The organism is Acidovorax sp. GW821-FHT09A11 (genome assembly GCF_059418365.1).
The window spans coordinates 521,405-547,928 of the sequence record NZ_JBWKPS010000002.1 but is presented as its reverse complement, the minus strand read 5'-3'; the positions used below and the strand labels follow the sequence as shown (position 1 = coordinate 547,928).

The 26,524-nt window shown below is 65.4% G+C and carries 22 protein-coding genes, 1 tRNA gene and 1 pseudogene; 17 read left to right on the top strand and 7 right to left on the bottom strand.

Translation table 11 applies throughout. The annotated features are described in order from the left end of the window. Window positions 1-31: 31 nt before the first annotated feature. Window positions 32-1,114, bottom strand: a complete 1,083-nt coding sequence (locus AC07PV_RS06565) for a L,D-transpeptidase Cds6 family protein (RefSeq protein WP_218294024.1) — start codon at window positions 1,112-1,114, stop codon at window positions 32-34. 214 nt (window positions 1,115-1,328) lie between these two features. Between AC07PV_RS06565 and cysS the strand changes: the two genes are divergently transcribed. From cysS to AC07PV_RS06520, 9 genes and pseudogenes are all read left to right on the top strand, one after another. Then, complete coding sequence (gene cysS / locus AC07PV_RS06560) at window positions 1,329-2,711, top strand: cysteine--tRNA ligase (protein ID WP_494629763.1); 1,383 nt, start codon at window positions 1,329-1,331, stop codon at window positions 2,709-2,711. A gap of 48 nt (window positions 2,712-2,759) precedes the next feature. Further along, window positions 2,760-3,431, top strand: a complete 672-nt coding sequence (locus AC07PV_RS06555; RefSeq protein ID WP_218340742.1) for a DNA-3-methyladenine glycosylase family protein — start codon at window positions 2,760-2,762, stop codon at window positions 3,429-3,431. Window positions 3,432-3,657: 226 nt separating this feature from the next. Then, window positions 3,658-4,635: an acetyl-CoA carboxylase carboxyltransferase subunit alpha gene (locus AC07PV_RS06550; RefSeq protein WP_218294027.1), complete on the top strand. Its 978-nt coding sequence runs from the start codon at window positions 3,658-3,660 to the stop codon at window positions 4,633-4,635. A 202-nt stretch (window positions 4,636-4,837) separates the two neighbouring features. Then, complete coding sequence (gene tilS, locus AC07PV_RS06545; protein WP_494629762.1) at window positions 4,838-5,803, top strand: tRNA lysidine(34) synthetase TilS; 966 nt, start codon at window positions 4,838-4,840, stop codon at window positions 5,801-5,803. A 42-nt stretch (window positions 5,804-5,845) separates the two neighbouring features. After that, window positions 5,846-6,558, top strand: a pseudogene (locus AC07PV_RS06540) (ACT domain-containing protein); the annotation flags it as partial. Window positions 6,559-6,603: 45 nt separating this feature from the next. Next, window positions 6,604-6,696: transfer RNA gene (locus AC07PV_RS06535), tRNA-Ser, on the top strand. 722 nt (window positions 6,697-7,418) lie between these two features. Beyond that, window positions 7,419-9,020 (top strand): GMC family oxidoreductase, encoded by a 1,602-nt coding sequence (locus AC07PV_RS06530; protein ID WP_218294029.1) that lies wholly within the window; start codon window positions 7,419-7,421, stop codon window positions 9,018-9,020. Between the two features lie 25 nt (window positions 9,021-9,045). Continuing rightward, the gene (locus tag AC07PV_RS06525; RefSeq protein ID WP_218294030.1) at window positions 9,046-10,503 is read left to right on the top strand and encodes an aldehyde dehydrogenase family protein; all 1,458 of its coding nucleotides are present in this window, start codon (window positions 9,046-9,048) and stop codon (window positions 10,501-10,503) included. 215 nt (window positions 10,504-10,718) lie between these two features. Continuing rightward, the gene (locus AC07PV_RS06520; protein WP_494629760.1) at window positions 10,719-11,720 is read left to right on the top strand and encodes a Bug family tripartite tricarboxylate transporter substrate binding protein; all 1,002 of its coding nucleotides are present in this window, start codon (window positions 10,719-10,721) and stop codon (window positions 11,718-11,720) included. Between the two features lie 28 nt (window positions 11,721-11,748). Here AC07PV_RS06520 and AC07PV_RS06515 read toward each other — a convergent pair whose 3' ends face one another. After that, a complete protein-coding gene (locus AC07PV_RS06515) occupies window positions 11,749-12,651 on the bottom strand; it encodes a LysR family transcriptional regulator (RefSeq protein ID WP_218294032.1) in 903 nt (300 codons plus the stop codon). A gap of 127 nt (window positions 12,652-12,778) precedes the next feature. On the opposite strand from AC07PV_RS06515, the gene AC07PV_RS06510 reads away from it, so the two are divergent. The 3 genes from AC07PV_RS06510 to AC07PV_RS06500 all read left to right on the top strand — a co-directional run bounded on the left by AC07PV_RS06510 (window position 12,779) and on the right by AC07PV_RS06500 (window position 17,762). Continuing rightward, on the top strand, window positions 12,779-13,471 hold the full coding sequence (locus tag AC07PV_RS06510; RefSeq protein ID WP_218340745.1) for a response regulator transcription factor: 693 nt from the start codon (window positions 12,779-12,781) through the stop codon (window positions 13,469-13,471). A gap of 92 nt (window positions 13,472-13,563) precedes the next feature. Then, window positions 13,564-14,892 carry an ABC transporter substrate-binding protein gene (locus tag AC07PV_RS06505; protein WP_218340938.1) on the top strand — a complete coding sequence of 443 codons (1,329 nt, stop codon included), beginning with the start codon at window positions 13,564-13,566 and terminating at the stop codon, window positions 14,890-14,892. Between the two features lie 29 nt (window positions 14,893-14,921). Then, window positions 14,922-17,762, top strand: a complete 2,841-nt coding sequence (locus AC07PV_RS06500; protein ID WP_218340746.1) for an ATP-binding protein — start codon at window positions 14,922-14,924, stop codon at window positions 17,760-17,762. A gap of 155 nt (window positions 17,763-17,917) precedes the next feature. Here AC07PV_RS06500 and AC07PV_RS06495 read toward each other — a convergent pair whose 3' ends face one another. The 3 genes from AC07PV_RS06495 to AC07PV_RS06485 are packed head-to-tail and all read right to left on the bottom strand — an operon-like array spanning window position 17,918 to window position 20,558. Continuing rightward, window positions 17,918-18,592, bottom strand: a complete 675-nt coding sequence (locus AC07PV_RS06495; RefSeq protein ID WP_218294036.1) for an RraA family protein — start codon at window positions 18,590-18,592, stop codon at window positions 17,918-17,920. A 45-nt stretch (window positions 18,593-18,637) separates the two neighbouring features. Further along, a complete protein-coding gene (locus AC07PV_RS06490) occupies window positions 18,638-19,627 on the bottom strand; it encodes a Bug family tripartite tricarboxylate transporter substrate binding protein (protein WP_492246086.1) in 990 nt (329 codons plus the stop codon). Window positions 19,628-19,679: 52 nt separating this feature from the next. Beyond that, window positions 19,680-20,558 (bottom strand): NAD(P)-dependent oxidoreductase, encoded by an 879-nt coding sequence (locus AC07PV_RS06485; protein WP_494629759.1) that lies wholly within the window; start codon window positions 20,556-20,558, stop codon window positions 19,680-19,682. A gap of 191 nt (window positions 20,559-20,749) precedes the next feature. Here AC07PV_RS06485 and AC07PV_RS06480 point away from each other — a divergent pair, with 191 nt between their 5' ends. Continuing rightward, window positions 20,750-21,430 carry a GntR family transcriptional regulator gene (locus tag AC07PV_RS06480; protein ID WP_218294039.1) on the top strand — a complete coding sequence of 227 codons (681 nt, stop codon included), beginning with the start codon at window positions 20,750-20,752 and terminating at the stop codon, window positions 21,428-21,430. 401 nt (window positions 21,431-21,831) lie between these two features. Here the strand turns inward: AC07PV_RS06480 and AC07PV_RS06475 are convergent, their stop codons facing one another. Beyond that, window positions 21,832-22,692, bottom strand: coding sequence for an MBL fold metallo-hydrolase (locus tag AC07PV_RS06475; protein WP_492246083.1), 861 nt, complete (start codon window positions 22,690-22,692; stop codon window positions 21,832-21,834). 100 nt (window positions 22,693-22,792) lie between these two features. Here AC07PV_RS06475 and AC07PV_RS06470 point away from each other — a divergent pair, with 100 nt between their 5' ends. Both AC07PV_RS06470 and AC07PV_RS06465 read left to right on the top strand, forming a co-directional pair. Then, complete coding sequence (locus tag AC07PV_RS06470) at window positions 22,793-23,227, top strand: YeeE/YedE family protein (protein ID WP_218294041.1); 435 nt, start codon at window positions 22,793-22,795, stop codon at window positions 23,225-23,227. 51 nt (window positions 23,228-23,278) lie between these two features. Further along, a complete protein-coding gene (locus AC07PV_RS06465; protein ID WP_218294042.1) occupies window positions 23,279-23,719 on the top strand; it encodes a DUF6691 family protein in 441 nt (146 codons plus the stop codon). Window positions 23,720-23,863: 144 nt separating this feature from the next. Here AC07PV_RS06465 and AC07PV_RS06460 read toward each other — a convergent pair whose 3' ends face one another. Further along, complete coding sequence (locus tag AC07PV_RS06460) at window positions 23,864-24,214, bottom strand: DUF4148 domain-containing protein (protein ID WP_218294043.1); 351 nt, start codon at window positions 24,212-24,214, stop codon at window positions 23,864-23,866. Between the two features lie 165 nt (window positions 24,215-24,379). Between AC07PV_RS06460 and AC07PV_RS06455 the strand changes: the two genes are divergently transcribed. Together AC07PV_RS06455 and AC07PV_RS06450 are read left to right on the top strand one after the other, a co-directional pair. Continuing rightward, complete coding sequence (locus AC07PV_RS06455) at window positions 24,380-25,069, top strand: heavy metal response regulator transcription factor (RefSeq protein WP_494629758.1); 690 nt, start codon at window positions 24,380-24,382, stop codon at window positions 25,067-25,069. Further along, the gene (locus AC07PV_RS06450) at window positions 25,066-26,430 is read left to right on the top strand and encodes a heavy metal sensor histidine kinase (RefSeq protein ID WP_494629756.1); all 1,365 of its coding nucleotides are present in this window, start codon (window positions 25,066-25,068) and stop codon (window positions 26,428-26,430) included. The genes AC07PV_RS06455 and AC07PV_RS06450 overlap by 4 nt, the downstream gene beginning before the upstream one ends. Window positions 26,431-26,524: the final 94 nt, after the last annotated feature.

Here is a 26,524-nt window from a genome sequence, read left to right as displayed (position 1 = left end):
GCAGGGCCGGCTGCGCCGCGCTTCGTCACGGTCAGCCGCCGGTGGATTCGCGAACGATGGTCCAGCGGCCGTTGTGGTTCACCATGTCCAGCGTCTTGCGGCTGGCGACATTGAGCGCATCGGCCGTGTAGGCCTGGCGGAAACGGGCCGTGGCCTTGTCGCCGTTGACCGCGACCGAGATGTCGGAGATCTGCACGCTGATCCTGGATTTTCCGACGATGCGCGCTTCACGCTCCTTTTCCCAGGCGGCACGGGTCTGGCGGCCGGGAGGATCGAATGACTTGTCGTAGGCGCCGAGGTAGGCGGTCATGTCCTTGGCGGACCAGGCGGCGGCCCAGGCCTGCACGGCCGCGGTAACGGCGGCCTGCAGGGACGCATCGCCGGCAGCGGCGGCGGGCGACGCGGCAATGGCCGGAGCGGGGGATGCCGCGGCAGCGGGTGCGGGCGCTGGCGCGGCAGGCGCCGGTGAAGGGGCTGCCACGGGCGCTGCAGCGGCGGGTGCCGTTGCGGCGGGCCGCTGCGTGGCCGCCACGGCTGGTGCCGGCGCGGGAGCCGCGGCCCCGGGGCGGGCGGGCTTGCCGGCGGCGGCTTCCGCAGTGAACAGCTCGCGGATCAGCGCCAGCTTGGGCTTGACGGAGCTGGCGTTGGCCGCATCCAGCTGCAGCGCCTTGTTGTAGGCCTGGCTGGCCAGCTTGGCATAGATGTCGCCCAGGTTCTCATGGGCGGTGGCGTAGCTCGGGTTGGTGCGGATCGCCATTTCGAGCGCCGTGCGGGCCTTGTCCAGCTGGTTCTGGCTGGCATACAGCACCGCCAGATTGTTGTAGGGCTCGGGCAGCTCGGGATACTCTTCCGTGAGCTTGGTGAACGTGGTGATCGCATCGCCGGGCTTGCCCGAGTCCGCCTGCGCCACGCCGCGCAAGAAGCGCAGCTGTGGGTCGCGCGGGGCGGCGGCAAGGCGCTGGTCGGCCTTCACCAGGGCTTCGGCCGGCTTGCCGGCCTTGATCAGCTGGGTGATTTCCGCATAGTCGTCCGCATGGGCCGCACCGGTGCCCAGCAGCGCGGTCAGTGCCAGCAGGCGCAGCAGGTGGGGGAGGGTGCGTCGGACTTGCTTCATGGGGGATTCAAGGGTGTTGGGCAGCGTCTGTCCCGGGCGGGGGCTTATACTGCGGCGGATTGTAGCTGAGGGGGTTGTCATGACGGTGCGCTGTTGCCGCGGGTGATTTCGCTGGAGGCCCCTTGCTGGGCCAACTCCCTCCAGGGGCCTTTGCCCCCTGCTGCCGGGTGAACCTTTTTCACCCAACCACCCCATCCCCCGTGACTGAAATCCCATGAGTTTGCGCATCTACAACACGCTGTCGCGTGCATTGGAGGAGTTTTCCCCGCTCGAACCTGGCCATGTGCGCATGTACGTGTGCGGCATGACCATCTATGACCTGTGCCACATCGGCCACGCCCGCATGATGATGGCGTTCGATGTCGTGCAGCGCTGGCTGAAAAGCAGTGGCTACCGCGTCACCTATGTGCGCAACATCACGGACATTGACGACAAGATCATCAAGCGCGCGCTGGAGCGGGACATCACCATCCGTGCCCTCACGGACGAGATGATCGCCGCCATGCACACCGACATCGCGGCGCTGGGCATCGAGCCCCCGTCGCTGGAGCCGCGCGCCACCGAATACGTGCCCCAGATGCTTTCGCTGATCGGCACGCTGGAAGGCAAGGGCCTGGCCTACCGCGCCGGCAATGGCGACGTGAACTACTCCGTGCGCAAGTTCGACGGCTACGGCAAGCTCTCGGGCAAGTCGCTCGACGAATTGCGCGCGGGTGAGCGCGTGGCCGTGCTCGATGGCAAGGAAGACCCGCTCGATTTCGTGCTGTGGAAATCCTCCAAGCCCGAGGAGCCACCCGAGGCCAAGTGGGACAGCGAATTCGGCTCGGGCCGCCCTGGCTGGCACATCGAGTGCTCGGCCATGTGCGGCGCCACGCTGGGCGAAACCTTCGACATCCACGGCGGCGGCATGGACCTGCAGTTCCCGCACCACGAGAACGAGATCGCCCAGAGCGAAGGCGCCAATGGCAAGCCCCTGGCGCGCTTCTGGGTGCACAACGGCTTCGTGCGCGTGGACAACGAGAAGATGAGCAAGTCGCTGGGCAACTTCTTCACCATCCGCGACGTGCTGGCGAAGTACGACGCCGAGACGGTGCGGTTTTTCATCGTGCGGGCCCACTACCGCAGCGCCCTGAACTACAGCGATGCCCACCTGGACGACGCGCGCCAGGCCTTGAAGCGCCTGTACACCGCCCTGAACCTCGTGGCGCCCGCCGAGGTGGCGGCCATTGACTGGGCGGCGCCGCATGCCGCCCGCTTCAAGGCCGCGATGGACGAGGACTTCGGCACCCCCGAAGCCATGGCCGTGCTGTTCGACCTGGCCGGCGAGGTCAACAAGACCCGCTCTGCCGAACTGGCGGGGCTGCTCAAGGCGCTGGGCGGTTGCCTGGGGGTGCTGCAGGGCGACCCCAAGGCCTTCCTGCAGGCCGGGGCGGGCGGTATGGACGAAGCCGAAATCCAGGCCCGGATCGCCGCGCGCGCCGCTGCCAAGGCGGGCAAGGATTTCGCCGAGGCCGACCGCATCCGCAATGCATTGCTGGCCCAGGGCATCGTGCTCAAGGACTCCGCCGCTGGCACCACCTGGGAAGCCGCGCAGTGATCGTTGTGTTTGTCATGGAAAACGCCTGCTGGGCAGATGGGACGCCCGGTGGCAGCTTCTAAAAAGATAGCATCCGAAGTGCTCGTGGCCGAGCCGGCGCTGGCCACGCCCGACTACTGGGCGGAGGCCTGCAAGCACCTGGTCAAGAAGGACCGGGTGATGAAGCGCCTGATTCCCCAGTTTGGCGATGCGGCGCTGCAGACACGCGGCGATGCGTTCACCACGCTCGCGCGCTCCATCGTGGGCCAGCAGATCTCGGTGAAGGCCGCGCAGACCGTGTGGGAGCGCTTTGCCGCGATGCCCCGCAGCATGAAGCCCGCCAGCGTGCTCAAGCTCAAGATCGACGACATGCGGGCCGCGGGCCTGTCTGCGCGCAAGGTCGACTACCTGGTGGACCTGGCGATGCACTTCGAGGGCGGCAAGCTGCACGTGAAGGACTGGGCCGCGATGGATGACGAGGCCATCATTGCCGAACTGGTGGCCATCCGCGGCATCGGCCGCTGGACGGCCGAGATGTTCCTCATCTTCTACATGATGCGTCCCAACGTGCTGCCGCTGGACGACGTGGGGCTGATCACCGGCATCAGCCAGAATTACTTTTCGGGCGATCCGGTCAGCCGCAGCGATGCCCGCGAAGTGGCGGAGGCCTGGAAGCCCTGGTGCAGCGTGGCGACTTGGTATATTTGGCGATCGCTGGATCCGCTTCCCGTGGCGTACTGAGCGAGATGCCCCTGGGTCCCCTTGCGCCGCGTGCCCGGGAGCGCCGCCAGCGCGGCGGCCCTCCTCGTGGGGCGCGCCCGTTTCGTGGGCTGTAGGTGGTGCGCAGCGCCCGGGACAGCGGACTTTTTATTTGTTGGACAAGCGTCATACCAAACTCGTAACGCGTCGGTTACAGTGCGTGCCATTCGTGGCGCCCGCACCCCGGCGCGCCCCAAGGAGAACAACGTTGGCGAAAAAGACCTTTCTGGATTTCGAGCAGCCGATTGCCGAACTCGAATCCAAAATCGAAGAACTGCGCTACGTGCAGACCGAGAGTGCCGTCGATATCTCGGAAGAGATCGACCAGCTGAGCAAGAAAAGCCAGCAGCTCACCAAGGACATCTACAGCGAGCTGTCGCCCTGGCAGATCACCAAGATCGCCCGCCACCCCGAGCGCCCCTACACGCTCGACTACGTGCGCGACATCTTCACCGACTTCGTGGAGCTGCACGGCGACCGCCACTACGCGGACGACCTGTCCATCGTGGGGGGGCTGGCACGCTTCAACGGCCATGCCTGCATGGTGCTGGGCCACCAGAAGGGGCGCGACACCAAGGAGCGCGCGATGCGCAACTTCGGCATGAGCAAGCCCGAGGGCTACCGCAAGGCCCTGCGCCTCATGAAGACGGCCGAGAAATTCAAGCTGCCCGTGTTCACCTTCGTGGACACGCCCGGCGCCTACCCTGGCATCGATGCCGAGGAACGCGGCCAGTCCGAGGCCATCGGCCGCAACATCTTCGAGATGGCGCAACTCGAAGTGCCCATCATCACCACCATCATCGGCGAGGGCGGCTCCGGCGGCGCGCTGGCGATCAGCGTGGCTGACCAGGTGGTGATGCTGCAGTACGCCATCTACTCCGTGATCAGCCCCGAAGGCTGCGCCTCCATCCTCTGGAAAACCAGCGAAAAAGCGCAGGAAGCCGCCGATGCCCTGGGCATCACCGCCCACCGCCTGAAAGCGCTGGGCCTGGTGGACAAGATCGTCAGCGAGCCCGTGGGCGGCGCCCACCGCGACCACAAGCAGATGGCGGCCTTCCTCAAGCGCGCGCTGGGCGATGCGTTCCGCCAGGTGGCGGACCTGAAGACGAAGGACCTGCTGGACCGCCGCTATGACCGCCTGCAAAGCTACGGCCGGTTCAGCGACACCAAGGCGGAGAGCCGCTGACGGTTCCGGGGACGCTTTCCTGCCCAACACCAACGGCCCTGCGGGGCCGTTGGTGCTTCTGGACAGGGTTCTCCGCCGTTGCCGTGGCCGGGAGGCGCCGATAATCGGCCGCCATGTGCCGCCGCCCCCTTGTTGCCCTTGTTGTTGTTGACGCCGCCACAGGTTCCTGGCCCTTGCCCTGGCGCCACGGGGAGGCATGGACATGACCTTGTCCTTCGACGCGGCCATGCAGGCTTTCGAGCCCGCGCTGCCCCTGGCGGTCGGATTCAGCGGCGGTGCGGATTCCACGGCGCTGCTGCTGGCATGCGCCCGGCGCTGGCCTGGCCAGGTGCGGGCGATCCACGTGCACCATGGCTTGCAGCCAGCGGCTGACGGTTTTGCGCGGCACTGCGAAGACCTGTGCCAAGCCCTGGATGTGCCGCTGGCGGTGCAGCGCCCGGACGCCCGCCACGCGCCGGGGCAAAGCCCGGAAGACGCTGCACGGCAGGCAAGGTACAAGGCATTTGAGGCGGTAGCGCTTGCCAGTCAAGCGCATAATGCTATTAAATCAATAGCAATCGCGCAGCACGCGGATGACCAGGTCGAAACGCTCGTGCTGGCCCTGTCGCGCGGGGCCGGTGTGGCCGGGCTGGCGGCGATGCCCGCCCGATGGCGCCGCGCGGGCATTGACTGGCACCGCCCCCTGCTGCGGGTGGCCGGGGCTGACGTGCGCCAGTGGCTGCGGGCACAGGGGCAGGGGTGGGTGGAAGACCCGACCAATGCCGATGAGCGCTTCACGCGCAACCGCATCCGCGCGAGGATCTTGCCCGTGCTGGAGGCCGCATTCCCTGCGTTTCGCGACACCTTTGCGCGGTCCGCCCTGCATGCGGCGCAGGCGGACGAACTGCTGGAAGAACTTGCACTGCAGGACCTGGCCATCGTGGGCGCACCGCCGCGCATCCGGGCCTTGCAGGGCCTGAGCCGCGCGCGGCAGGCCAATGTGCTGCGCCACTGGCTGCGCGTCGAGCACCACACCACGGCGGCCGCGGCGCAATTGAATGAACTGCTCGACCAGGTGCAGTCGTGCACCACAGGGGGCCACCGCATCCACATCAAGGTCGGGCACGGTTTTGCCGTCCGGTCCGGGCCGGAACTCGATTGGTACAGTCCAGAGGTGTTGGCCCCCTGATCGCACGAACCACGGCGGCGCGCCGAGGCAGTGTCCTTCAGCGTGGTGTCTGAGGCCCGAAATCCGAAGTCTGCGGCGGTGAGCTTCAAGGAAAAGCGCGAGATGGCCAGCCTGGGCAGCAAGTTGCCGAAGATCCGCTCGGTGGAGCTCGCGGGCAAATACAACAAAAGTGATGTCCATGCGCGGGCTGTCCAGCTTCATGCCCTGGTGCATCGACGTCAACGAAGAAGCCAGGTCCGCACGCGGATCACTTTTGAAAAAGACAAAAAATGGAACAAGCCGTCGTATCCGGCATCACATTCAACCGCGACGAAGCCAAGATCTCCGTGCTGGGCGTGCCCGACAAGCCGGGCATCGCCCACCAGATCCTGGGCGCCGTGGCCGATGCCAACATCGAGGTCGACGTGATCATCCAGAACGTGGGCAAGGACGGCAAGACCACCTTCAGCTTCACCGTGCACCGCAACGATTGCGCGCGCACCGTCGAGCTGCTCAAGGAGAAAGTGGTGCCCGTGCTGGGCGCGCAGGAGGTCGTGGGCGACACCAGCTGCTGCAAGGTGAGCATCGTCGGCAGCGGCATGCGCAGCCACGTGGGCGTGGCGAGCAAGATGTTCCGCACGCTGCGCGAGGAGGGCATCAACATCCAGATGATCTCTACCTCCGAAATCAAGACCTCCGTCGTGATCGACGAGGAGTACGTCGAACTGGCCGTGCGCAGCCTGCACAAGGCGTTCGAGCTGGACCAGCAAGCCGCCTCACCCGCCAGAAGCGCCCCGGAAATGGGGCATAATAGCGGGATTGGAAACGTGACCGAGTGGCCGAAGGTGCTCCCCTGCTAAGGGAGTATGGGGTGTAGAGCCTCATCGAGGGTTCGAATCCCTCCGTTTCCGCCAGACGCAAAAGCCCTGAGTGATTGATTCACTTGGGGCTTTTCTCTTTTGTGCCCAAGGAACTGGCACCGCAACGGGCATTTCACCCGGTTGCCCGTGCTTCGTCCTGAGGGGCCTCGCGCCGCATTGACGGACAGCCGGGTTGCGTTCGCGGTCCGCGTTGGGGAGTCGCCTGGCGCAGTCCCGCGCCACCACCTGAAGGCTACGAGCCAGCTCCCGCGATGAGTGCCAGGCATCAGGGCGCGAACACCACCGATGACTCTCCCAACTGCTTGCGGCCGCCCCGCTGATCGCCCGATCACGGCTGCCGCCCGGTCGGCTCACTGACGCGCAGCCCCGCAAAGGTCGCGAACTCAAAAAGCGTCGCCCCCTCCGGGCTGCAGCACTTGCACAGGTCTGCCAGCGCTGGTTCGACCTCCTGCAGCGTGAATCAGGGGGGCCGTGTCTCCCGCCGGTACGCGCAGGCTCTTGGTTCCGTCCACAGGATTCGGGCCGATGCCGGGCGTGCGGCCGATGCGCTCGGCTCTGTGCGGGCACGTTCAGCTTTGTGTGGATATCGACAGGCTACTTCTTGATTTTCCAGTCGTCGAAGTGGCTGCCCATTAAAAATATAAAAAATGCCTATGTTTTTATATAAAAAAAGATTGATTGTTTGAATGTTTCTGCGGGCTTAGTCTACGTGCAAGTTAGATCAAACGCGCCGCAAGCACGGCGGAGAAACAACAATGCACGAGTACGTGGACTACATCATCGTCGGCTCAGGGCCGGCGGGTTCCGTCATCGCCAGAAGGCTGAGCGAGCGGACCCATCACAGCATTTGCGTCATCGAGGCGGGTTCCGAGGACAAGGATTTCTTCATTCGCGTTCCTGTCGGTTTCGTCAAAACCCTGTATGGCGGGAAGATCACCTGGAACTACCAGACCGAACCTGCCGCCGCGACGCACAACAGAAAAATTGCCATGCCGCAGGGGCGGGTGGTGGGGGGCTCCAGCTCGGTCAATGGCCTGGTGTATTCGCGCGGTCAGCGCGAGGACTTCGATGACTGGGAAAAAATGGGAAATGCCGGCTGGGGCTATGCCGACGTCCTGCCCTACTTCAAGCGTTCGGAGCGCCGGCTGGGGCCTTGCGATCCGGAGTTTCGCGGCACGGCCGGGGAACTGCCCATCACGAATCCCGACTGGGCTTCGCCGCTGTGCGATGCCTTCATCAAGGGATGCGAGGAATTCGGTATTCCCTGCAACCCCGACTACAACGGCAGGGAGCAGCTGGGCGCGGGGTATTTCCAGCGCTACATCCACAGGAACCGGCGCGTCAATTGTTCCGATGCTTTCCTGCGGCCGGCAATGCAGACCGGTCGGGTGCAACTGAAGACAAACGCCGTGGTGTCGGAAGTCCTGTTCCAGGGCCATCGCGCCGTTGGCGTGAAGTACATCCGGCATGGCGCGTCGCACACGGTCTACGCCAACAAGGAGGTGATCCTCAGCGCGGGGGCCGTGAACTCGCCCAAGATCCTGCAACTGTCAGGCCTTGGAGACTCCGAGCTGCTGCGCCCGCATGGCGTCGCCGTCAAGCAGCATCTGCCTGGTGTGGGCGCGAATTTTCGCGATCACTATACGGTGCGCAGCATTGCGCGGGCGCAAGGCGCCACGACGCTCAACGAGTTGTCCCGGGGATGGCGCCTGGGCAAGGAGGTGCTCAGGTGGTTCGCGGGCAAGCCGAGCATCCTGGCGCTGAGCCCTTCGCTCGTGCATGTCTTCTGGCGAACCCCACTCAGCCCCGCGCGCGGCGACATCCAGATCCTGTTCACGCCGGCCAGCTACAAGGAGGGCAGCAACTACGTGCTCGACGACATGCCGGGCATGAGCACGGGCGCCAGGCAGCAGCGGCCTGAAAGCAGCGGCTATGTGCACATCCAGTCCAGGGACCCGCTGCAGGCGCCGCTGCTCCAGCCGAACTTTCTCAGCCATGAGCTGGACCAGCGCACGCTGGTCGAAGCGCTGAAGCTCGCCCGGCAACTGATGGCCTCCTCGGCGATGGCGCCCTACCTGGTGAAGGAGCTGCAGCCTGGCAAGGACATCGCCACCGACGACGAGTGGCTGGACTATGCCCGGCAGAAGGGCACCACCGGCTATCACATGGTGGGCACCTGCAAGATGGGTCCGCGCGAGGACCGCATGGCCGTGGTCGATGCCGCGCTGCGGGTTCATGGCTGCGAAAACCTGCGCGTCGCGGATGCGTCCGTCATGCCCCAGGTTCCGTCCGCCAACACCCTGGCCGCCAGCCTGATGGTTGGCGAAAAGGCGGCCGACATGATTTTGGCGAAGTAAAGCATCTATGACTGGAGACAACGCAATGTCAGCATCCCTCCCTCAAGTTCTCGAATCCGTTTCGACGCTGAGCCTGATCGCGGGGCAACGCGTGGGCAGCGGCGCCAGCTTCGCCGTGCGCGACCGCTACTCGGGCGAGACGATCGCCCAGGTGGACCAGACCTCCCGGGAGCACATCCGGCAGGCCGTGGCCGTGGCGCGCCGCCATGTGAAGCAGGCGCCGGACGGCTACAAGCGTTCACGCATCCTGCGCAAGGCGGCGGAGATCATCCAGGCCCGCAGACAGCGCTTCATCGACATCATGGTGCTGGAGGCGGGGTTCACCGCGGCAGAATCGTCCGGTGAAATCGACCGCGGCCTGGATACGCTGGAAATCTCGGCCGAGGAGGCCAAGCGCATCTGCGGCGAGATGATCCCCATGGATGGCAACCCCGGCCAGAAAGATCGCATTGCCTTTACCCTGCGCACGCCGGTGGGCGTCGTGTGCGCCATCACGCCTTTCAATGCGCCGTTCAACGCCTTGCTGCACAAAATCGCTCCGGCCATTGCCGCGGGCAATGCGGTCATCCTGAAACCTTCTGGCTACACCCCGTTGACTGCCAGCCTGATCTGCGACGTTCTGCTGGAGGCCGGCTGGCCCGCCGAACTCATTTCCCTGGTCCATGGAGAAGGCGCGGAGGCGGGGGAATGGCTGCTGGACGAGCAGGGCATCGACTTCTACACCTTCACCGGCAGCACGCGGGTCGGCCGCATCATCCAGCAAAAGGCGGGCAGCCGGCGCACGCAGCTCGAACTGGGCAGCATCGCCTGCACGGTGATCTGTGAAGACGCCGATCTCGACATGGCCTTGCCGCGCATTCTGCGTGCCACGTTCCGCAAGGCGGGCCAGGTGTGCACGTCGATCCAGCGCCTGTATGTGGCGCAATCCCGGGTCGAGGAAGTCGCGGCCCGGCTGGAACAGGCCACGCGCGCGCTCAAGAGCGGCGATCCGCGGCAGGCCGGGACCGATGTGGGGCCGATGATTGCCGAGAAAGAGGCCATGCGCGCGCAGGCCTGGGTGCTCGAGGCGGTGGCCCAGGGCGCACGGCTGGTCACGGGCGGCCAGCGAGAAGGGTCCGTGCTGGAGCCGACGATCCTGGCCGACGTGCGACCCGGGATGAAGGTGGTGGACCAGGAAATCTTCGCGCCGGTCGTCACCCTGATGCCGTTCCAGACGGTGTCCGAGGTCATCGACAGCATCAATGCCACGCCCTACGGCCTGGCCGCCGGTGTCTTCACCAATGACGTGAACACCGCTTTCTACATGGCCCGCCATCTGCGCGTGGGCGGCTTGCATGTGAACGAAACCTCCAGCTCGCGCAATGACGGCATGCCTTATGGCGGCGTCAAGGACAGCGGCTACGGCTTCGAAGGTCCGAAGTATGCGATCCGCGACATGACCGACGAAAAGGTCGTGACGTTTTCGCTGAGCACCCCGGCCTGAGATGGCTCGGCGCCCCGCAGCGGACGCCGCGAATTTCACCAGCCTGCATGCGCCCTTGCTGAGCGCAATGGCCTTTGCTTGCCGTTCGACGAGTGGCCGTCACGCTGGCCCACCGCGTGTGGCCACCGCCTCCCGAGGAGGCCGCCTTTTGTCGTGGGGCGGCCTGGCGGCAAAAGATGAAACCGACCGTTGCTTGATTTTTTTGGAGACAAACCATGAATACGAAGAAGACTTTCAGCATCTCGAAGATCGTGCGTGTCGTGCTGGGCCCCCTGGGGCTGGCGTTGAGCCTGGGGGCGCAGGCCGGGCCTTATCCAGAGCGGCCCATCAGCTTGATCGTTCCATATACCGCAGGGGGGGCGACAGACGTCTTGGCCAGAATGCTGGCCAAAGGCCTGTCTCAGGAACTGAAACAGCCGATCGTCGTGGAGAACGTTCCCGGTGCCGGGGGATCGATAGGCCAGTCGCGTGTGGCCAGGGCCGCGGCCGATGGCTACACCCTCCTTCTGGGCAATGTCGGAACGCTGGCTGCGAATGCCTCGGTCTACAAAAATCTGCCTTACGACGTTCTCAAGGACTTCACCCCGCTCGCCTCCGTGGGTGATGCTCCGCAGGTGCTTTCGGTGCGCGCCGATTTCCCGGCGTCGAACCTGGATGAGTTCGCCGCCTATGCCAAGACCCATGGCGCAAAAATGAACTTCGGCGATGCGGGCGTCGGCTCGGGTGCCTTCCTGGGGGGCGTGCTGCTCAACGCAGGCCTGGGCATCAACGTGCCGCCCGTTCACTATCGTGGCGCGGCCCAGGCGACGTCCGATGTGATGGCCGGGCAGATCGACTACACCGTGGAAAGCAGCAGCACGGCGGTCGGCTCGATTGCATCGGGCAAGATCAAGGGGCTGGTGGTGCTGAGCGCGCAGCGCGTGGGCGTGCTGCCGAACGTTCCCTCGGCCAGCGAGACCTCCTACAAGAATTTGAACTACACCATCTGGAACATGCTGCTGGTCAAGAAGGGCGTTCCCATGGCGACGGTCAATGCGCTCAACGAGGCCATCAACAAGACGCTGGCCCAAGCGGACCTGCTGGAGCGTTACAGGCAAATGGGCCTGGCGGTCCCCAGCGCCGCGCAGCGCAGCACGGAAGGCGCCGAGAAGCTGCTGGCCGAGGAAGTGGCGCGCTGGCAAAAGCTCTTGAGCGAAGCGGGCGTGAAACCGGAGTAGAGGCAAAGGCTCTCCCGGCCTCCCAGTCTCATTGGAACGTGGAGATGGTCCTGGCCAAGGCCACCAGCTTGCGGATGACGGTCTGGCTCTGGTCCATGCCCCACGCGGCATTGAAGGAAATGCGGGGAAAAGCCGGTGCGCCTTTCAGCGCAATGAGTTCGCCGCTTTTCAATTCCGATTCAATCAGGGGATAGGTCATCAAGCCGATGCCCGTGCCGCAGCGGAGCAGCTCCTTCAGTGTCAATACATCGCCGCAGATATCGATCTTGATGCGGAGGCTGTTCTCCTTGACGAGTTTCGCCAGGATCGGATGCATGGGCGATTCTTTGGACAGCGACCACACCGGCTGCGAGCGCATCAGTTCCAGCCAGTGGGTCGCGGATTGGTCACCCTCGCGCCCCACAAGGGCCGGCGAGCCCACCAGCATCACGTCGACGGAGCCTATGGGCTCCACATGAAAGCGGTCGGAGGTCAGGGAAGGCGTGGCCATGAACACCAGGTCCAGGTGGCCCGTCTCCAGCTTGTTGACGCTCAGCGAGGTCTGCCCGACCTCCACCTCAAAATTCAGTTGCGGCATGGCCGCCCGCGCAGCGGTAATGAACTGCGAAAACCAGGTCTGGCCGATCAGGCCGGCAATGCCCAGGCGTATGAGCCCCGAGGCATGGGAGGCATCGTCGAGCGTGTGAATGACATCATCGATGGCTGCCAGGAGGGGCTTGATCTGCTGAACCAGCTCCCGCCCTTGCGTCGTCAGGTCCATCCTGCGGCCACGCTTGTGAAACACCGGAAAGCCCAGCCTTCCCTCCAGCTCCCGCATGCGCGCGGAAACCGTGGGCTGGGTGGTGTACATGTGGTCCGCAGTGGCCTGGAAACTGCCTAGCTGTGCAATCTGGCACAGCGTCTGGAGATGCAGGATATTTACTTTCGCCATGTGGCCCTTTGTCGAATTCGGTGGACTCTGCCCCTGAGGCTACCTCAGGAGTCCTTGGTTCGGGAGGCAAAGCCCCGTCAGGGCAAACACAGTAAGCTTGGGCCATTGTTTCAATGCTCCAGGTGCCATGCGTATCGCCGTTCTAGAAGACGATGCCCTTCTGCAAGATGTCCTTCGCGCCGCGACCCAAGGTGCGGGGCACGTGTGCCATGCTTACATGACAAGCGAATCCCTCCTCAAGGATTTGCGCCATCAGACGTTTGACCTCTTGATACTGGACTGGCACCTGCCGGATATGGACGGGCCGGAGGTTGCCCAGGCCGTCCGCAAGGTCAGGCCCGATGCTATGCCGATCCTGTTCCTCACCCGGCGCAACGGCGAGCAGGATGTCATCGAGGGGCTGACCTCTGGCGGCGATGACTTCATGACCAAGCCCGTCCGCATGGGTGAGTTGCTGGCGCGTATTCAAGCGTTGCTACGCAGGGCGCACCCGACCGTCATGGCGGATGTGCTGGACTTCGGTCGGTACCGGTTTGAACCCAGCACGCGGACGGTCGTGCTCGACGGCAAAAGCATCGAGCTGAAGAACAAGGAATACGAACTCGCGTTGTGCCTCTTTCAGAACCTCGGGCGCTTGATGTCGCGGGACCATCTGCGCGAGAAGGTATGGGCAGACGCCAGGGATGTCCACACCCGCACGCTTGACACACACGCCTCACGGCTTCGGACCCAATTGCTCCTGACCCCGGACAGCGGCTATGCACTTTCCGCCGTCTACGGGATCGGCTACCGGCTCGACAAGATTCACCAATCCGGGTGATGATGGGCTGGGGTGGCTGCAGCCTTGCAGGTCCGTATATTCGCCGGCGCAGCCTTGGTCTTCCGGTTGCACCTGCCTGCGCCATAGGCGGCATGTCCACGGTCTCCCATCCTCCCGCGGTCTCTCGTTTTTCTTCCCCTCTGACCATGTCCCATCGCTTTCCGCTTCATTGCCTTGCCTTGTGGCTCGCGGCCATCGCCCTGCCCGGATGGGGCGCAACGCCGAAGGCACCGCAGGGGGGTGTCAAGGTCATGCACTGGTGGGTCGCGGGCGGAGAGCGTGCCAGCATGAATGCGGTTCGTGACCATGCCCTGCTGAATGGCGTGGGATGGGCCGAGCACTCGTCTGCCGGCAGTGGGACGGCCCGCTATACCGAAGCGCTCGCCAGGCGCCGGCTGGGCCCCGAAGCTCCCACGGTCGCGCAGATGATCGGATTTGAAATCCATGCCTGGGCCCGCAAGGGCTTGCTGGAGAACCTGGACGACATTGCAATGCGCGAAGAATGGGACGAGGTCGTTCCCATGGACATTCAACGCTTGTCCAAATGGAACGGTTCATGGGTGGCGACCCCTTTCAACGCCCATTCCACCAACTGGCTGTGGGTCAACAAGGCACTGGCACAGCAGCTTGGGGCAGCGCAGGCGCCAGACGGTTGGGCGGATCTCATTGCCCTGCTGGACAAGGCCAAGGCCAGCGGCGTGTTGCCGCTGGCCATTGGCCACGAAGCGTGGGAGCACACGTTGCTGTTCGAGTCCGTGGCCGTGGGGGTCGGGGGCGCGCAGTTCTACCGCAAGGCATTCATCGACCTGGACCCCGGCGTGCTCGATGAGGCCCGGCTGACGCTGATTTTTGACCGCATGAAACAGCTGGCGGGCTACCTGGGGCCCCGTTTTCCGACACGGCGCTGGGACGAGGCAACGACATTGGTCAGTCGGGGGGAAGCCCTCTTGCAGGTGCAGGGCTCCTGGGTGGACGGCGAATTCACGGCAATGGGCCTGGCGCCCGGGCGGGAGTACGTCTGCTGGAGGTTTCCCGATACCCAGGGGGTCTACCTGTTCAATAGCGATCAGTTCGTCTTTCTGCGCCAGCCTCAAGGCCGGCAACCCGCCCAGGCCGCGTTCGCCACGGTCGTCATGGGCCCGGCGCTCCAGGAAGACGTGAACCTGCGAACTGGTGCCGCGCCGGCGCGGGTGGATGTGTCCAACCAGCGCTTCAACAGCTGCGGGCGCCGCAACATCACCGACATGCGCAACGCCAACATGCGCCGGGCGATGATGGGCTCCATCGCAATGGGCAACGCCAACCCTCCGGCGGTCAAGACCGCCATCTACGAGGTCGTGTCCCGGCACTTCAAGGGGGAGTTGAACACGCCCGACGCGGTCAAAGCCCTTCGCGGCGCCATCGCACAGGCCAGCCGATAAGCCGTCGCCCATCCACCGTCCCTCTGACCATGTTCCTCGCAAGACACATTTCACATTGGCGCCTGGCGGCAAAGATCGTTTTCCTGGTCGCCTTGATGGGCCTGATTTCCGTGGCGATCACGGTCTACGCCACCACCCAGATGCGCAGCATCGACCAGCGATACACGCACCTCATCGCAAAGGAGGCACAAGGTGCCCTGGAGCTGAGCGATGCTGCGCTATTGCTGTCGGAATCCAACCGCATCGTGTATGCCGTCCTGACCGCGCAGGAGGAAGCAACGATGCGGGCGGAGCTCGAATCGCTCAAGCGGTTGCATGGGGGGTTCAACGCCAAGGTTGCTTCGGTGCTGTCGTTGATGCCGGATGAAGCAACTGCCCTGCAGGCCATCGGCCAGCAGGCCGACGTGTCCTTTGCACAGGCCAACCGCATCGTTGAATCCGCCGCCCGCTGGCGCGGCGACCGCGCTTTGCAGATCATCCACGATGAGTTCGAGCCGGTGCTGCGGTCCCTGCAGCGGGACATGGCGCAGCTGCGCAGCAGATCTGTCGCGGGCTTCCAGCAAGCGAGCCAGCAACTGGGCGAAGCGACGCGCACCACGGTGGCGACTACGTTGCTCGGCGTGGGCCTGGGCCTGCTGTCCGTGATGGCGCTTTCCGGGTGGGTGGGGGTTCATCAGATATCAAGACCCATCGCGCGTCTGACGCAAGGCATGCATCAGCTCACCTTGCGCCAATACGACACCCCGGTGCTGGGCACCGACCGCCGGGACGAGGTCGGCACCATGGCGAAGGCGATGCAGGTTTTCAAGGACAGCATGCAACGCGCAGACCGCCTGGCCATCGAAGTCGCCGCCAGCGCCGAGGCGAGGCGCCTGTCGGAGCAACTCGTAGACCTGACCAGCGCGATTCCCGGCGCGGTGTTTCAGCTCCATGTGCAGCCGGATGGCACCCGCCGCTATCTGTATGTGAGCGACAAGGCGGAGGATCTGCACAGCCGCACCGCAAGGGAACTGCTGGGGGACGAGGGCCGGATCGGCGTTGAGTACGGAAACGCGGGCGATACGGCGCGCGACCGGTTCATGAAAAGCCTGGGCACATTGGAGCCGGTTCACTTCGCGGTGCAAATGGAGCGGGGTGGCCAGACCGTCTGGCTCGAGACGCTGGCGACAGCGCGGCGAACCCCCGACGGAGGCGCCTTGTTCAACGGTGTATGGCTGGATGTGACGCAGGCCCAGTTGCAGGCCCATGCGCTATCGAAAGCCAAGGAGGAGGCCGAACGCACGGCGGAAGAAAGGGCCGAGTTCCTGGCGATGATGAGCCACGAGATCCGCACGCCACTGAACGCCATCCTGGGATTGACCCAGCTTGCGCTCAAAGACCGGCTGGACAGCCCGCAGCGCGAGCGGGTCGAGAAGATGCAGCGGGCTGGCCGGCATCTGCTGGGCATCGTCGACGACATTCTTGATTTCTCGAAGATCGACGGTGGCCACATGGTTCTGGAGCATGCGCTTTTTCAGCCGCGCCAGATGGTTGGTGATGTCGCTGGCATGTTCATCGACAAGGCCGATGGAAAGGGGCTCGAGCTGCAGATTGACGTGGACAGCGACGTGCCCACGGCAGTGTTTGGCGATTCGCACCGGATGGGGCAGATCCTCATCAACTATGTCAACAATGCCATCAAGTTTACGGAACGGGGCACGGTCTCCATCCACCTGCAGCTGGCGAACGAACACAGCCAAGGCCTGTTGCTGCGCTGCGCCGTGCGGGACACGGGGATCGGCCTCTCGCCTGACCAGGAGGCCGGGCTGTTCCAGGCGTTTCACCAGGCCGATGCCTCCATCACCCGCCGCTTCGGCGGCACGGGCTTGGGGCTGGCGATCTCCCGCCGCCTGGCCGACTTGATGGGCGGCGCCGTGGGGGTGGCGAGCACGCCGGGAGTCGGCAGCACCTTCTGGTTTACCGCGCTGGTTCAGAGGACCACGCCGGCCTCCAGGGAACACACCGCGCACCTCCCTCAGGCAGTGCCCGATATCGCAGGACTGAGCGGCCTGCGCGTGCTGGTCGTGGACGACAACGAACTCAATCGTCTCGTGGCGCGCGGCCTGCTGGAAGCCGGGGGCATGCGTGTTGACCTGGCCGAGGACGGGGCGGCCGCACTGGACAAACTGCAGTCCGCCCCCGATGGCACCTACGCCGCCGTGCTGATGGATATGCAGATGCCCATCATGGACGGGCTTACGGCCACGCGCGAGCTGCGCGCACAGCCGAGATTCGCTGCGCTGCCCATCGTGGCCATGACGGCCAACGCCACGGCGCGGGACATCGAGCGGTCCCGCCAGGCGGGCATGAACGACCATCTCATCAAGCCAGTCCTGGAGAGCAATCTCTGGGACACGCTCCACCGCTGGATTCTGCCGGGCGACATGCAAGCCAGGGCGCGCCATGTTCCTGCCACGATTGCATTGCAGGCCAGGGAAAGATATGGCGTGGACTTTGATCCCGCCGCGTTGGAGGAAATGCGCGCAGGCTTGTCCCCCGCAGAGCTCAGCGCCTTGACGGCGAAATTCGAACAGGACTGCACCCAGCGTCTGCGGCGCCTGGAGCAGGCCGCCACGGACAACGACCGGGCTCGGTTGCGCAAGGAAGCGCACGATCTTGCGGGCACGGCAGGGAGCTTTGGCCTCAATCGACTTGGTGAACTGGCTCAGACGCTGCATTCGTTGGCCTCGCTGGAAGCTGCAGGCGAACACTCCTTTGCCATCCCGCTGCAGGAGCTGCGGTCATGCGCGGAACGTGGTCTGAAGGAAATGCGCGACGCCGTTGCATCGCACGATGCGGAGCCCCACCCGGCCAGCCCCTCGCGCTGGTGAATGCTCCGGCATCGAATTCAATCCCGCCAGGATTGACCGGTGGACTGCCCCGGCCATGCAACCGGAAGGAATGCGCGGTGGCATCCTGGGTATGCTCAGCGCGCAATCCGTCTGCCGGGCGCTGCTGAGCCATGGATGGGGCAAATACGCCCGACCTATTCCTCCGTCGCGCAATTGGCCCGCTTGAGCGCAGCATCTATCCAGGCGTTGTCCTGGGAGCCGTCCGCGATCTCCGCCACCATCACGGCCTCGATCTCCTGCTTCTTGTGCGCAGCGGCCAGCAACTGCTCGGCCTGGCCGTAGGGCACGCAGAGCAGACCGTCGTCGTCGCCGATGACCAGGTCGCCGGGTTCGATGACCATGCCGTCGATGGCGATGGGCACGTTGATCTCGCCGGGGCCATCCTTGTAGGGGCCGCGGTGCGTGACGCCGGCGGCGAACACGGGGAAGCTGTCCTTTCGCAGCACGGCGCTGTCGCGGATGGCTCCGTTGATGACGATGCCCGCAAAGCCCTTGAGCTTGGCTTCGCCCACCATGATCTCGCCGATGAGTGCGTTGGTGAGGTCGCCGCCCGCGTCCACCACGATCACGTCGCCGGGTTGCGCGATTTTCAAGGCCTTGTGGATCAGCAGGTTGTCGCCAGGGCGGGTCTTGATGGTGAGGGCCGGGCCGGCCATGGCGGTACCGTCGTGCATGGGGCGCAGGCGTGGTCCGCCGGCCGTCATGCGCGACATGCAGTCGCTGACGTTGGCCACGGGCACGTCGAGGAATTGCCGGGCCAGTTCCAGGCTCACGGCGCGTTGGCGCTTCAAGATTTGGCAGCCGATCATGGTGTGGTTCTCACTGGGATGGTGGAAAAGTGATGGGTGGAGTGATCAGTCGAGCGTGGTGCCCGAGCTCTTGACGATGGGCGCCAGGCGCGCGCGGTCGCTGGCATAGAGCCTGGCCATGTCGTCGGGCGTGCCGGTGATGAGCTCGGCGCCGGAGTCCGCGATCTTCTTGGCGGTATCGGGTGCGTTCACCACCTTGTTGATGGCCTCGTTGAGCTGCCTGACGATGGCGTCCGGCGTGCCGGCCGGGGCCATCACGCCCCACACGCTGGCCAGTTCCACGCCCTTGATGCCGGACTCGGTGTAGGTGGGCACGTCGGGCAGCAGCTTGGAGCGGCGCGCGGTGGTCACGCCGATGGCGCGTACCTTGCCCGACTGGATGTGCGAGAGCAGCGTGGGGATGGAGCCCATGTACATGTCGATGCGCCCGCCCAGCAGGTCGGGCATGGCCTGGGCCATGCCGCGAAACGGCACGTGCGTGAACTTCACGTTGGAGCTTTTCTGCCAGGCCTCGCTGATGATGTGCGAAATGGTGCCGGTGCCCGGCGTGGCAAAGCTCAGGCGCCCGGGGTCCTTCTTCGCGGCCTGGATGATGTCGTCCAGGGTCTTGTAGGGCGAGTCGGCGTTCACCACCAGCACGGCCGGGCCGGCGGCCACCAGGGCCACGGCGCGCAGGTCCTTGTCGGGGTTGTAGGTGAGCTTGGTGTACAGCAGCGGGTTGAGCACCACGTTGTCGGTCTGCGCCATCACCAGGGTCAGCCCGTCGGCGGGGGCCTTGGCCGTCTGGTCCAGCGCCAGGTTGCCGCCGGCGCCGGGCTTGTTCTCCACCACGATGGCCCAGCCGTAGGCATCGGTCAGCTTGGTGCCGACCAGCCGGGTCAGGGTGTCGGTGCCGCCGCCCGCCGGGAAGGGCACGATGAACTTGATGGGCCGTTGCGGGTAGTTGCCCTGGGCATGGGCCGGGGCGATGGTTGCCGTGGCGGCCGCCATGGCCAGCAGGCCGCCGAGGGCCAGTGTGCGTCGAGTCAAGGTCATTGCGAATGTCTCCTGTAGTGATGTCGGTCGGTGGGCGCGGGGTGCGCGCTGATCAAGGGTGGCTGGCGAGCACGTGGCGGCCCAGCCAGGCGATGGCTTCGTCGGTGGAGGTGCCGGTGAAAGGCTGTGCCGCATGGGCCTGTGCGGTGGCGGCAAACAACGATTCGACGGCGGGCGAGACGACCGGCGCCAGGCCGTGGCGGGCCATCTGCTGCTGCGCCTCGGCCACCTCGTTGCGGCGGCGCGCCGAGTGCGGGATGTGCGTGCGCACCATGGATTCCATCAGCGTGCGCAGCGGTGTCTCGTCGATATCCTGCAGCACGGCATACAACTGCTCGCGCAGGCCCATCTGCTGGGCCGTGACCAGGCATTCCACCGCGAGCGCCTCGACTCCCTTGGTGTAGATGCTGCGCAAGAGCTTGAGCGAGGCGGCATCGCCCGGCTGATCGCCCACCACGCGGACCGATCCGCCGAAGGGCGAGAACAATTCCTGTACAAAACCGGCCTTGCCGCCGGCCACGAGCAGCGGCGTCTTCTTGCCGCCCAGGTTGACGGCCCCTGTGATGGCCACGTCCACGAAGTGGACCGCCGTGCCGTGTGCGCCGCGTTGGGCCAGCTCGCCGCATTCGCGCATCTCGCCGGGGTCGGCCGTGGTCATGTCCACATACAGCGCCCCATCCTGCAGATGGGGCAGGCAGGCCTCGAACAGGCTGCGCGCCATGGTGCCGAACACGGCGCTCACCACCACGTCGGCCCCGGCCAGCCAGGCCCCGGGCGCGGTATGCACCTGCGCACCGGCGGCCTGCACGGCGGCAGCCACCGCTGCGCCTGGCTGCAGGTCGCACAGGCCCGCCAGGCTGTGCCCCTGCTCCAGGAAGGCCTGCATGTAGCAGGCGCCGACCATTCCACCACCCATGATTGCGATTTTCATGAAAGTACAAATTTAAAACATTTATGCCATCTTATTGAGCGTGACGGGAGTGGTCTCATAGGGGTTTCCCGTGGATCAAGGTGAACTTGCACTTATTTTGTATTTTTCTGAAGTCGCCTCCAGAGGCGGCATTGACTGCACGGCTCACCTAGAATGAGCGCACTCCATCCCATCCCCCTGGTGCAAAAACAGTGCAAAACGTGAAAGACAAGGCGTACGAGGTTCTGCGGCAGCGGCTCATCGGCGGGCACTACCGCCCGGGTGAGCAGCTCAAGGAAGAGCCCATCGCCCGCGACCTGGGGCTGAGCCGCACACCGGTGCGCAATGCGCTGCACCGCCTGGTGGAAGACGGCCTGGCGACCGATGGCGCGGGCCAGGGCATCCGGGTGTCGGAGTGGAGCGACTGGGATGTGGAGGAGACCTTCCAGTTGCGCATGCTGCTGGAGCCGTATGCCTCGTTCCTCGCGGCCACGCGCGGCGGCGAGGGGTTGGCCGATGAGCTGGAGGCCAGCAACCAGCGCATGGAGGCCGGCATTGCCGCTGGCCACGATGGCATCGCCGAGGTGCAGTCCGCCAACCGGGATTTCCACCACGCGCTGATCGAGGCGTCGGGCTCGCCGCGCCTCAAGACCATGCTGGCGACCATGATCGACATGCCGATCATCAAGCGCTCGTTCTACATCTACACGCCCGAAGAACTGGTGCAAAGCCTCCACCATCACCGCGATCTGGCGATTGCCGTGCGCGCCAGGGATGGTGAGCTGGCCCGGCAGGTCATGCAGCTGCATCTGCGCATGTCCTACCACCGGTTCATGAAACACCGGGTCGAGTACCGGCAGGACGGCGCAACCCCTCCATCTTCCTCTCGATAAGTTACCCGTATTGGGCTCGAAAGAAGGTGCGGAGTCTGTATGGGGAAATGGGCTGTTTCCAGGGGCCGCCCCGGGTGGCACGGCGAGGAAGTGGCTGGCTTAAAAAGGGGCCCGCACGAGGCGGGCCCAAACGCTTCATCTACCGATGCCTGACACACCGGCAGCTTCATGGTGCTCCGGACGCCATCCCTTCGCCTGTAGGACCAGCGCCGCTTGATCTATCAGCGGGCGCGCGCCGGGAGCCTGGGCGCAAGGGCGTTCGAAAAAAAGCCCGCACGAAGCGGGCTTGAACTTGCTCAAGGCAAGAGGGGAGGGTGTCGCCAGAGGATAGCGACGAGGGCATCGTAAAACGAACGCCATTCCCGCGGTGTCGGACAAAGCCGCGTCAGTTGGGCGTGGCGTCACAGCGCATTGAGCGGAATCTTGAGGTAGGAGATCCCGTTGCTTTCCGCTGGCGGAGGCTCCCCCGCGCGGATGTTGATCTGTACTGCCGGCAGGATCAGCACGGGCACGTCCAGTGTCGCGTCGCGGCGGGTGCGCATGGCCACGAAGCCAGCCTCGGTGATGCCGTCGTGGACGTGGATGTTTCGCTCCCGCTGTTCGGCGACGGTGGTTTCCCACGCGGGCTCGCGGCCTGCGGGCGGGTAGTCGTGGCACATGAACAGCCGGGTTTCGGGCGGCAGGCCGAGCAGCTTGCGCACCGACTGGTACAGCATGTGTGCGTCGCCGCCCGGGAAGTCGCACCGTGCCGTGCCCACGTCGGGCATGAACAAGGTGTCGCCGACGAATACCGCGTTGCCTACCTGGAAGGCCATGCAGGCGGGTGTGTGGCCCGGTACCGACAGGGCCCGGGCCTGCAGGGTGCCAATGGCGAATGCCTCCCCGTCGGCGAACAGATGATCGAATTGGCTGCCATCGGCCCGGAAACCGGGCTCCAGGTTGAAGATGCCTTTGAAGGTGTTTTGCACCTTGGTGATGGCGGCGCCGATGGCGATCTTGCCGCCCAGCGCTTCCCGCAGGTGGTGCGCGGCCGACAGGTGGTCTGCATGGGCATGGGTTTCCAGAATCCACTGGACCGTGAGTTGCTGCGCCGTCACGAAGGCCATCACCTCGCTCGCCGCCGCGGTGCTGGTGCGGCCCGATTTGGGGTCATAGTCAAGGACGGAATCAAGGATGGCGCAGTGGCCTCCGGGATGATCGAACACCACATAGGTCACGGTGTGGGTGGAGGGGTCGAAGAACGCGTGGACCTGTGGTTGCATGGGGGTACCCGTCGAAATCAATAAAGAAAATTATAGTTTGTATAAAAATATATTGTTTTACAATCCACCCGATTCCCTTTACGCCCAAGGAGTACCGCGCATGCAGATCGACTGGAACCATTTCACCCCCTGGTCTGCCTTGGCCGGGGGCATTCTTCTGGGGCTCGCGGCCGCGGGCTTCGTGCTGCTCAATGGTCGGGTCTTGGGCATCAGCGGCATTGTCGGAGGGCTGCTGCGGCCGCGCAGCGGAGATATTGCGTGGCGTATTGCCTTGGTGCTGGGCCTGCTGGCCGCGCCCGCGCTCTACCGCGGTGTGGTGGGTGCCAGCCAGGGCCCCCGGATCGATGCCAGTTGGGCAATGGTGGTGCTGGCCGGCCTGCTGGTGGGCCTTGGCACCCGCTACGGCGGGGGCTGCACCAGCGGCCATGGCGTGTGTGGCCTGGCGCGCCTGTCGCCAAGATCACTGGTGGCCACGCTGGCCTTCATGGGGACGGGTTTTGCCAGTGTTTTTGTCATCCGGCACGTTCTGTCCTGACGGCGTTGCGGATGGCTGGGGTCAACATTTTCAATTTTCTGGGAGCGGCCCATGCGCCACCGTATCGCTGAATTCGCCGTCGGCCTGGTCTTTGGCCTGGGCCTTGTGGTTTCGGGCATGACCGACCCGGGCAAGGTCGTGGGGTTTCTGGATGTGACGGGACTGTGGGATCCCTCACTGGCCTTTGTGATGGGCGGGGCCGTTGCGGTGAGTGCCCTCGCATTCGCCGTGGCACGCCGGCGCACCAGGGCCTTCCTGGGCGGGGCCATGCACTTGCCTGCATCGCGCGGCATCGACAGGCGCCTGGTGGCTGGCAGCCTGCTATTTGGCGTGGGGTGGGGGATGGCGGGGTTCTGTCCGGGGCCCGCCATCGTGTCGGTCGGGGCCGGGGAGCCCAAGGCCATGGCGTTTGTGGGGGCCATGCTGGTGGGCATGGCCGGTTTCGAATGGATCGAGCGCCGCCGGGCCTTGCGCGCCACCCGTGCTGGCTGATTGATGCGGACGGGCCCGCACGATCCACGCTTGCAGAAATGGTGGCTGGGTCGAGGCGGCGCTTTCACAGACCGGAGGGACCGGTGACTGCGGGTGGGGTGCTGGCCCGGGCCCTTGCTGGCGGGGCTGCATCCGTGGGGGGCATCAGCCCCCGTGCATTTCCTGCAGGCGCTGCTTCTCCGCGGCGGGCGTCTCCAGGAATTCCCGCTGCACCTGTTCGCGTGTCTTGGGCGTGCCGGTATTCCTTTGCGGCAGGGCATAGCCGCGCGCGAGCAGGGCGAGGCTGCCGTCCTTGCGGGCGGCTTCGATGTCCCGCAGGACGTCGCTGCGCTGCTTTCCCCCTTGCAGGTGGTCCGGGTGCGTGGTGTAGCCCACCTCGCCGCCCGCCGGGTGATACAGGGATGAGGCGGTGGCGACGGCAGGCATCGCCATGGCGAGCGCTGCCAATGGCGCGAACAAGGCGGTGCGTGCGTTGAGGATGGTTTTGCGGGACATGGAGGGTGTTTCCTTTCAGGGGGAGTGATCCGGGGTTGCATGCCCTGGCCGCAGGTGCTTGCCAGTGCATGGGGATACTGTAAAAACGCCATGCCGACAGGGCGCCCACCGCTGCCTGACGAATTTGTAATCGCGGCCCCCGCCATGTTCTTTGACAATCCGGGCATGAAAGTTCTGCTCATCGAAGACGAAGTCAAGCTTGCGCACTACCTGCGCAAGGGGCTCACGGAGGCCGGATATGTGGTGGACGTGGCGCACAACGGGGTCGATGGCCTGCACATGGCCCTGGAGGGCGACTACGCGCTGCTGGTGCTTGACGTGATGCTGCCCGGCATCGACGGATTGAGCCTGCTTGCCGCGCTGCGCAAGACCCGCCAGACCCCTGTGCTCATGCTCACGGCCCGTACCAAGGTGGAGGACCGCGTGCTGGGCCTGCAGTCGGGCGCGGATGACTATCTGGTCAAGCCGTTTGCTTTCTCCGAACTCATGGCGCGCATCGAGGTCATCGTGCGGCGCAGCCGGGTGGCGCAACCAGGATCGGCGTGCGCCACGGTGCTGCAACTGGCGAACCTGGAAGTGGATCTGTTGCGGCGCAAGGCCACGCGCGCGGGCCAGCGCCTGGACCTGACGGCCAAGGAGTTTCTGTTGCTCACGCTCTTCCTGCGCCGCCAGGGGGAAGTGCTCTCGCGCACCGAGATCGCCGCCCAGGTATGGGACATGAACTTCGACAGCGAGACCAATGTGGTCGAGGTCGCCATCCGGCGGCTGCGCAGCAAGATGGACGTGCCCTTTCCCGAACACCTGCTGCACACCATCCGTGGCATGGGGTATGTGATGGAAGCGCGCGGCGCATGACGGGCACGCGTGCACCCGGGTCGCTGCGCCGGCGGCTGTCCTGGTGGCTTGCCGCGCAGAGCCTGGCGGGCCTGGGCGCCGTGTGCCTGCTGGTGTATCTGGTCACGGCGGCGGGATTTCGCGAACGGCAGGACAGCCAGCTGGAGCAGAAGGAAGCCGTGGTGCGGCATCTTTTGTCGGGCGGGGGAATGCACCCCATGCCGCAGCCCTGGAACGACGTCCATCTGCTGGATGATTTCCTGGCCGGGCACGACAACTTCCGGCTGCGGGTATCGACCGGGGAGGGGGAGGTGCTCTACCCCCGTGTTGCGCGGGGCGATCCGCCGCTGCTGGCCTGGCGCGAGCGCAGCTTCGAGGTGGCGTCCCAGCGCCCAGAGGCGCCCGGCCGCGTGCTGCGGGTATGGCTGGCGCTGGACATCCAGGCCGATGAGCAGTTGCTGCGCCGCATGGCCGTCACGCTGTGGGTCGCTGCGCTGGCGGGCGCGGTGGTGGTGTCGCTGGGCGGCTTCACGCTGGTCCACCTGGGGTTGTCGCCCGTGCGCGCCCTCTCGGCGCAGGTGCGGGCGCTTTCGCCCGACACGCTGCACCAGCGCCTCGGCACGGAAGGGCAGCCCGCCGAGTTGCAGCCGCTCGTCGAGCAGTTCAACGGCCTGCTCGGCCGGCTGGAAAAGGCCTACGTCCAGGTGGAGGGATTCAACGCGGATGTGGCCCATGAACTGCGCACGCCATTGGCGACATTGCAGGCCAGCAACGAGCTGGCGTTGCGCGGGCTGCTTGGCGGCGGCGCGGGCAATGCGGGAGAGCTGGGCGAGGTGCTGGCCTCCAACCTGGAGGAATTGCAGCGCCTCACGGGCATCGTCAACGACATGCTTTTTCTTTCCCAGGCCGACCGGGGCGCGGGCGCCCGCCGCGAGCCCACCCCCAGCCTCGCCCGGGTGGTGGCGCAGGTGGCGGAATTTCACGAGGCCGCCTTGGCGGACGCGGGGCTGGCATTGCACATCTCGGGCGATGCGGCGGGGCAGTTCGATGTCCCGCTGCTGCACCGAGCGCTGTCCAATCTCATCGGCAATGCGGTGCGCCACGCCCGCCAGGGTACGGCGGTGCAGGTGCGCATCGCTCCCCTGCCGGGAGGCGGGGGCGGAGTGATGGTCGTCAACGAGGGGGAGACCGTGGCGCCCGAGGTGCTGGCGCGGCTGTTCGACCGATTCTTCCGAGCGGATCCCTCGCGGGCCCACGCCCAGAGGAACCATGGCCTGGGCCTGGCCATCACGGACGCCATAGCCCGCATGCATGGCGGGCGGACGGTGGCCACATCGTCTGGCGGGGTGACGGCCATCGGCCTGGAGCTGCCTGCCAGCTAGGCACGGGGCGATCCTGTCCGCGCGGGGCCGAAAGGGGCTGAGTCCCCGGGGGCGGACCCTTCTGTTCCTGGCGTGTTTCAAGCCAGGGCTGGCG

Coding starts and splice junctions, on each gene's coding strand:
- AC07PV_RS06505 (WP_218340938.1), top strand. CDS start 13,564: ATGTCCACGGTCTCCCATCCTCCCGCGGTCTCTCGTTTTTCTTCCCCT.
- AC07PV_RS06500 (WP_218340746.1), top strand. CDS start 14,922: ATGTTCCTCGCAAGACACATTTCACATTGGCGCCTGGCGGCAAAGATC.
- tilS (WP_494629762.1), top strand. CDS start 4,838: ATGACCTTGTCCTTCGACGCGGCCATGCAGGCTTTCGAGCCCGCGCTG.
- AC07PV_RS06455 (WP_494629758.1), top strand. CDS start 24,380: ATGAAAGTTCTGCTCATCGAAGACGAAGTCAAGCTTGCGCACTACCTG.
- AC07PV_RS06485 (WP_494629759.1), bottom strand. CDS start 20,558: ATGAAAATCGCAATCATGGGTGGTGGAATGGTCGGCGCCTGCTACATG.
- AC07PV_RS06530 (WP_218294029.1), top strand. CDS start 7,419: ATGCACGAGTACGTGGACTACATCATCGTCGGCTCAGGGCCGGCGGGT.
- AC07PV_RS06490 (WP_492246086.1), bottom strand. CDS start 19,627: ATGACCTTGACTCGACGCACACTGGCCCTCGGCGGCCTGCTGGCCATG.
- AC07PV_RS06460 (WP_218294043.1), bottom strand. CDS start 24,214: ATGTCCCGCAAAACCATCCTCAACGCACGCACCGCCTTGTTCGCGCCA.
- AC07PV_RS06465 (WP_218294042.1), top strand. CDS start 23,279: ATGCGCCACCGTATCGCTGAATTCGCCGTCGGCCTGGTCTTTGGCCTG.
- AC07PV_RS06565 (WP_218294024.1), bottom strand. CDS start 1,114: ATGAAGCAAGTCCGACGCACCCTCCCCCACCTGCTGCGCCTGCTGGCA.
- AC07PV_RS06470 (WP_218294041.1), top strand. CDS start 22,793: ATGCAGATCGACTGGAACCATTTCACCCCCTGGTCTGCCTTGGCCGGG.
- AC07PV_RS06525 (WP_218294030.1), top strand. CDS start 9,046: ATGTCAGCATCCCTCCCTCAAGTTCTCGAATCCGTTTCGACGCTGAGC.
- AC07PV_RS06515 (WP_218294032.1), bottom strand. CDS start 12,651: ATGGCGAAAGTAAATATCCTGCATCTCCAGACGCTGTGCCAGATTGCA.
- AC07PV_RS06510 (WP_218340745.1), top strand. CDS start 12,779: ATGCGTATCGCCGTTCTAGAAGACGATGCCCTTCTGCAAGATGTCCTT.
- AC07PV_RS06495 (WP_218294036.1), bottom strand. CDS start 18,592: ATGATCGGCTGCCAAATCTTGAAGCGCCAACGCGCCGTGAGCCTGGAA.
- cysS (WP_494629763.1), top strand. CDS start 1,329: ATGAGTTTGCGCATCTACAACACGCTGTCGCGTGCATTGGAGGAGTTT.
- AC07PV_RS06450 (WP_494629756.1), top strand. CDS start 25,066: ATGACGGGCACGCGTGCACCCGGGTCGCTGCGCCGGCGGCTGTCCTGG.
- AC07PV_RS06475 (WP_492246083.1), bottom strand. CDS start 22,692: ATGCAACCACAGGTCCACGCGTTCTTCGACCCCTCCACCCACACCGTG.
- AC07PV_RS06520 (WP_494629760.1), top strand. CDS start 10,719: ATGAATACGAAGAAGACTTTCAGCATCTCGAAGATCGTGCGTGTCGTG.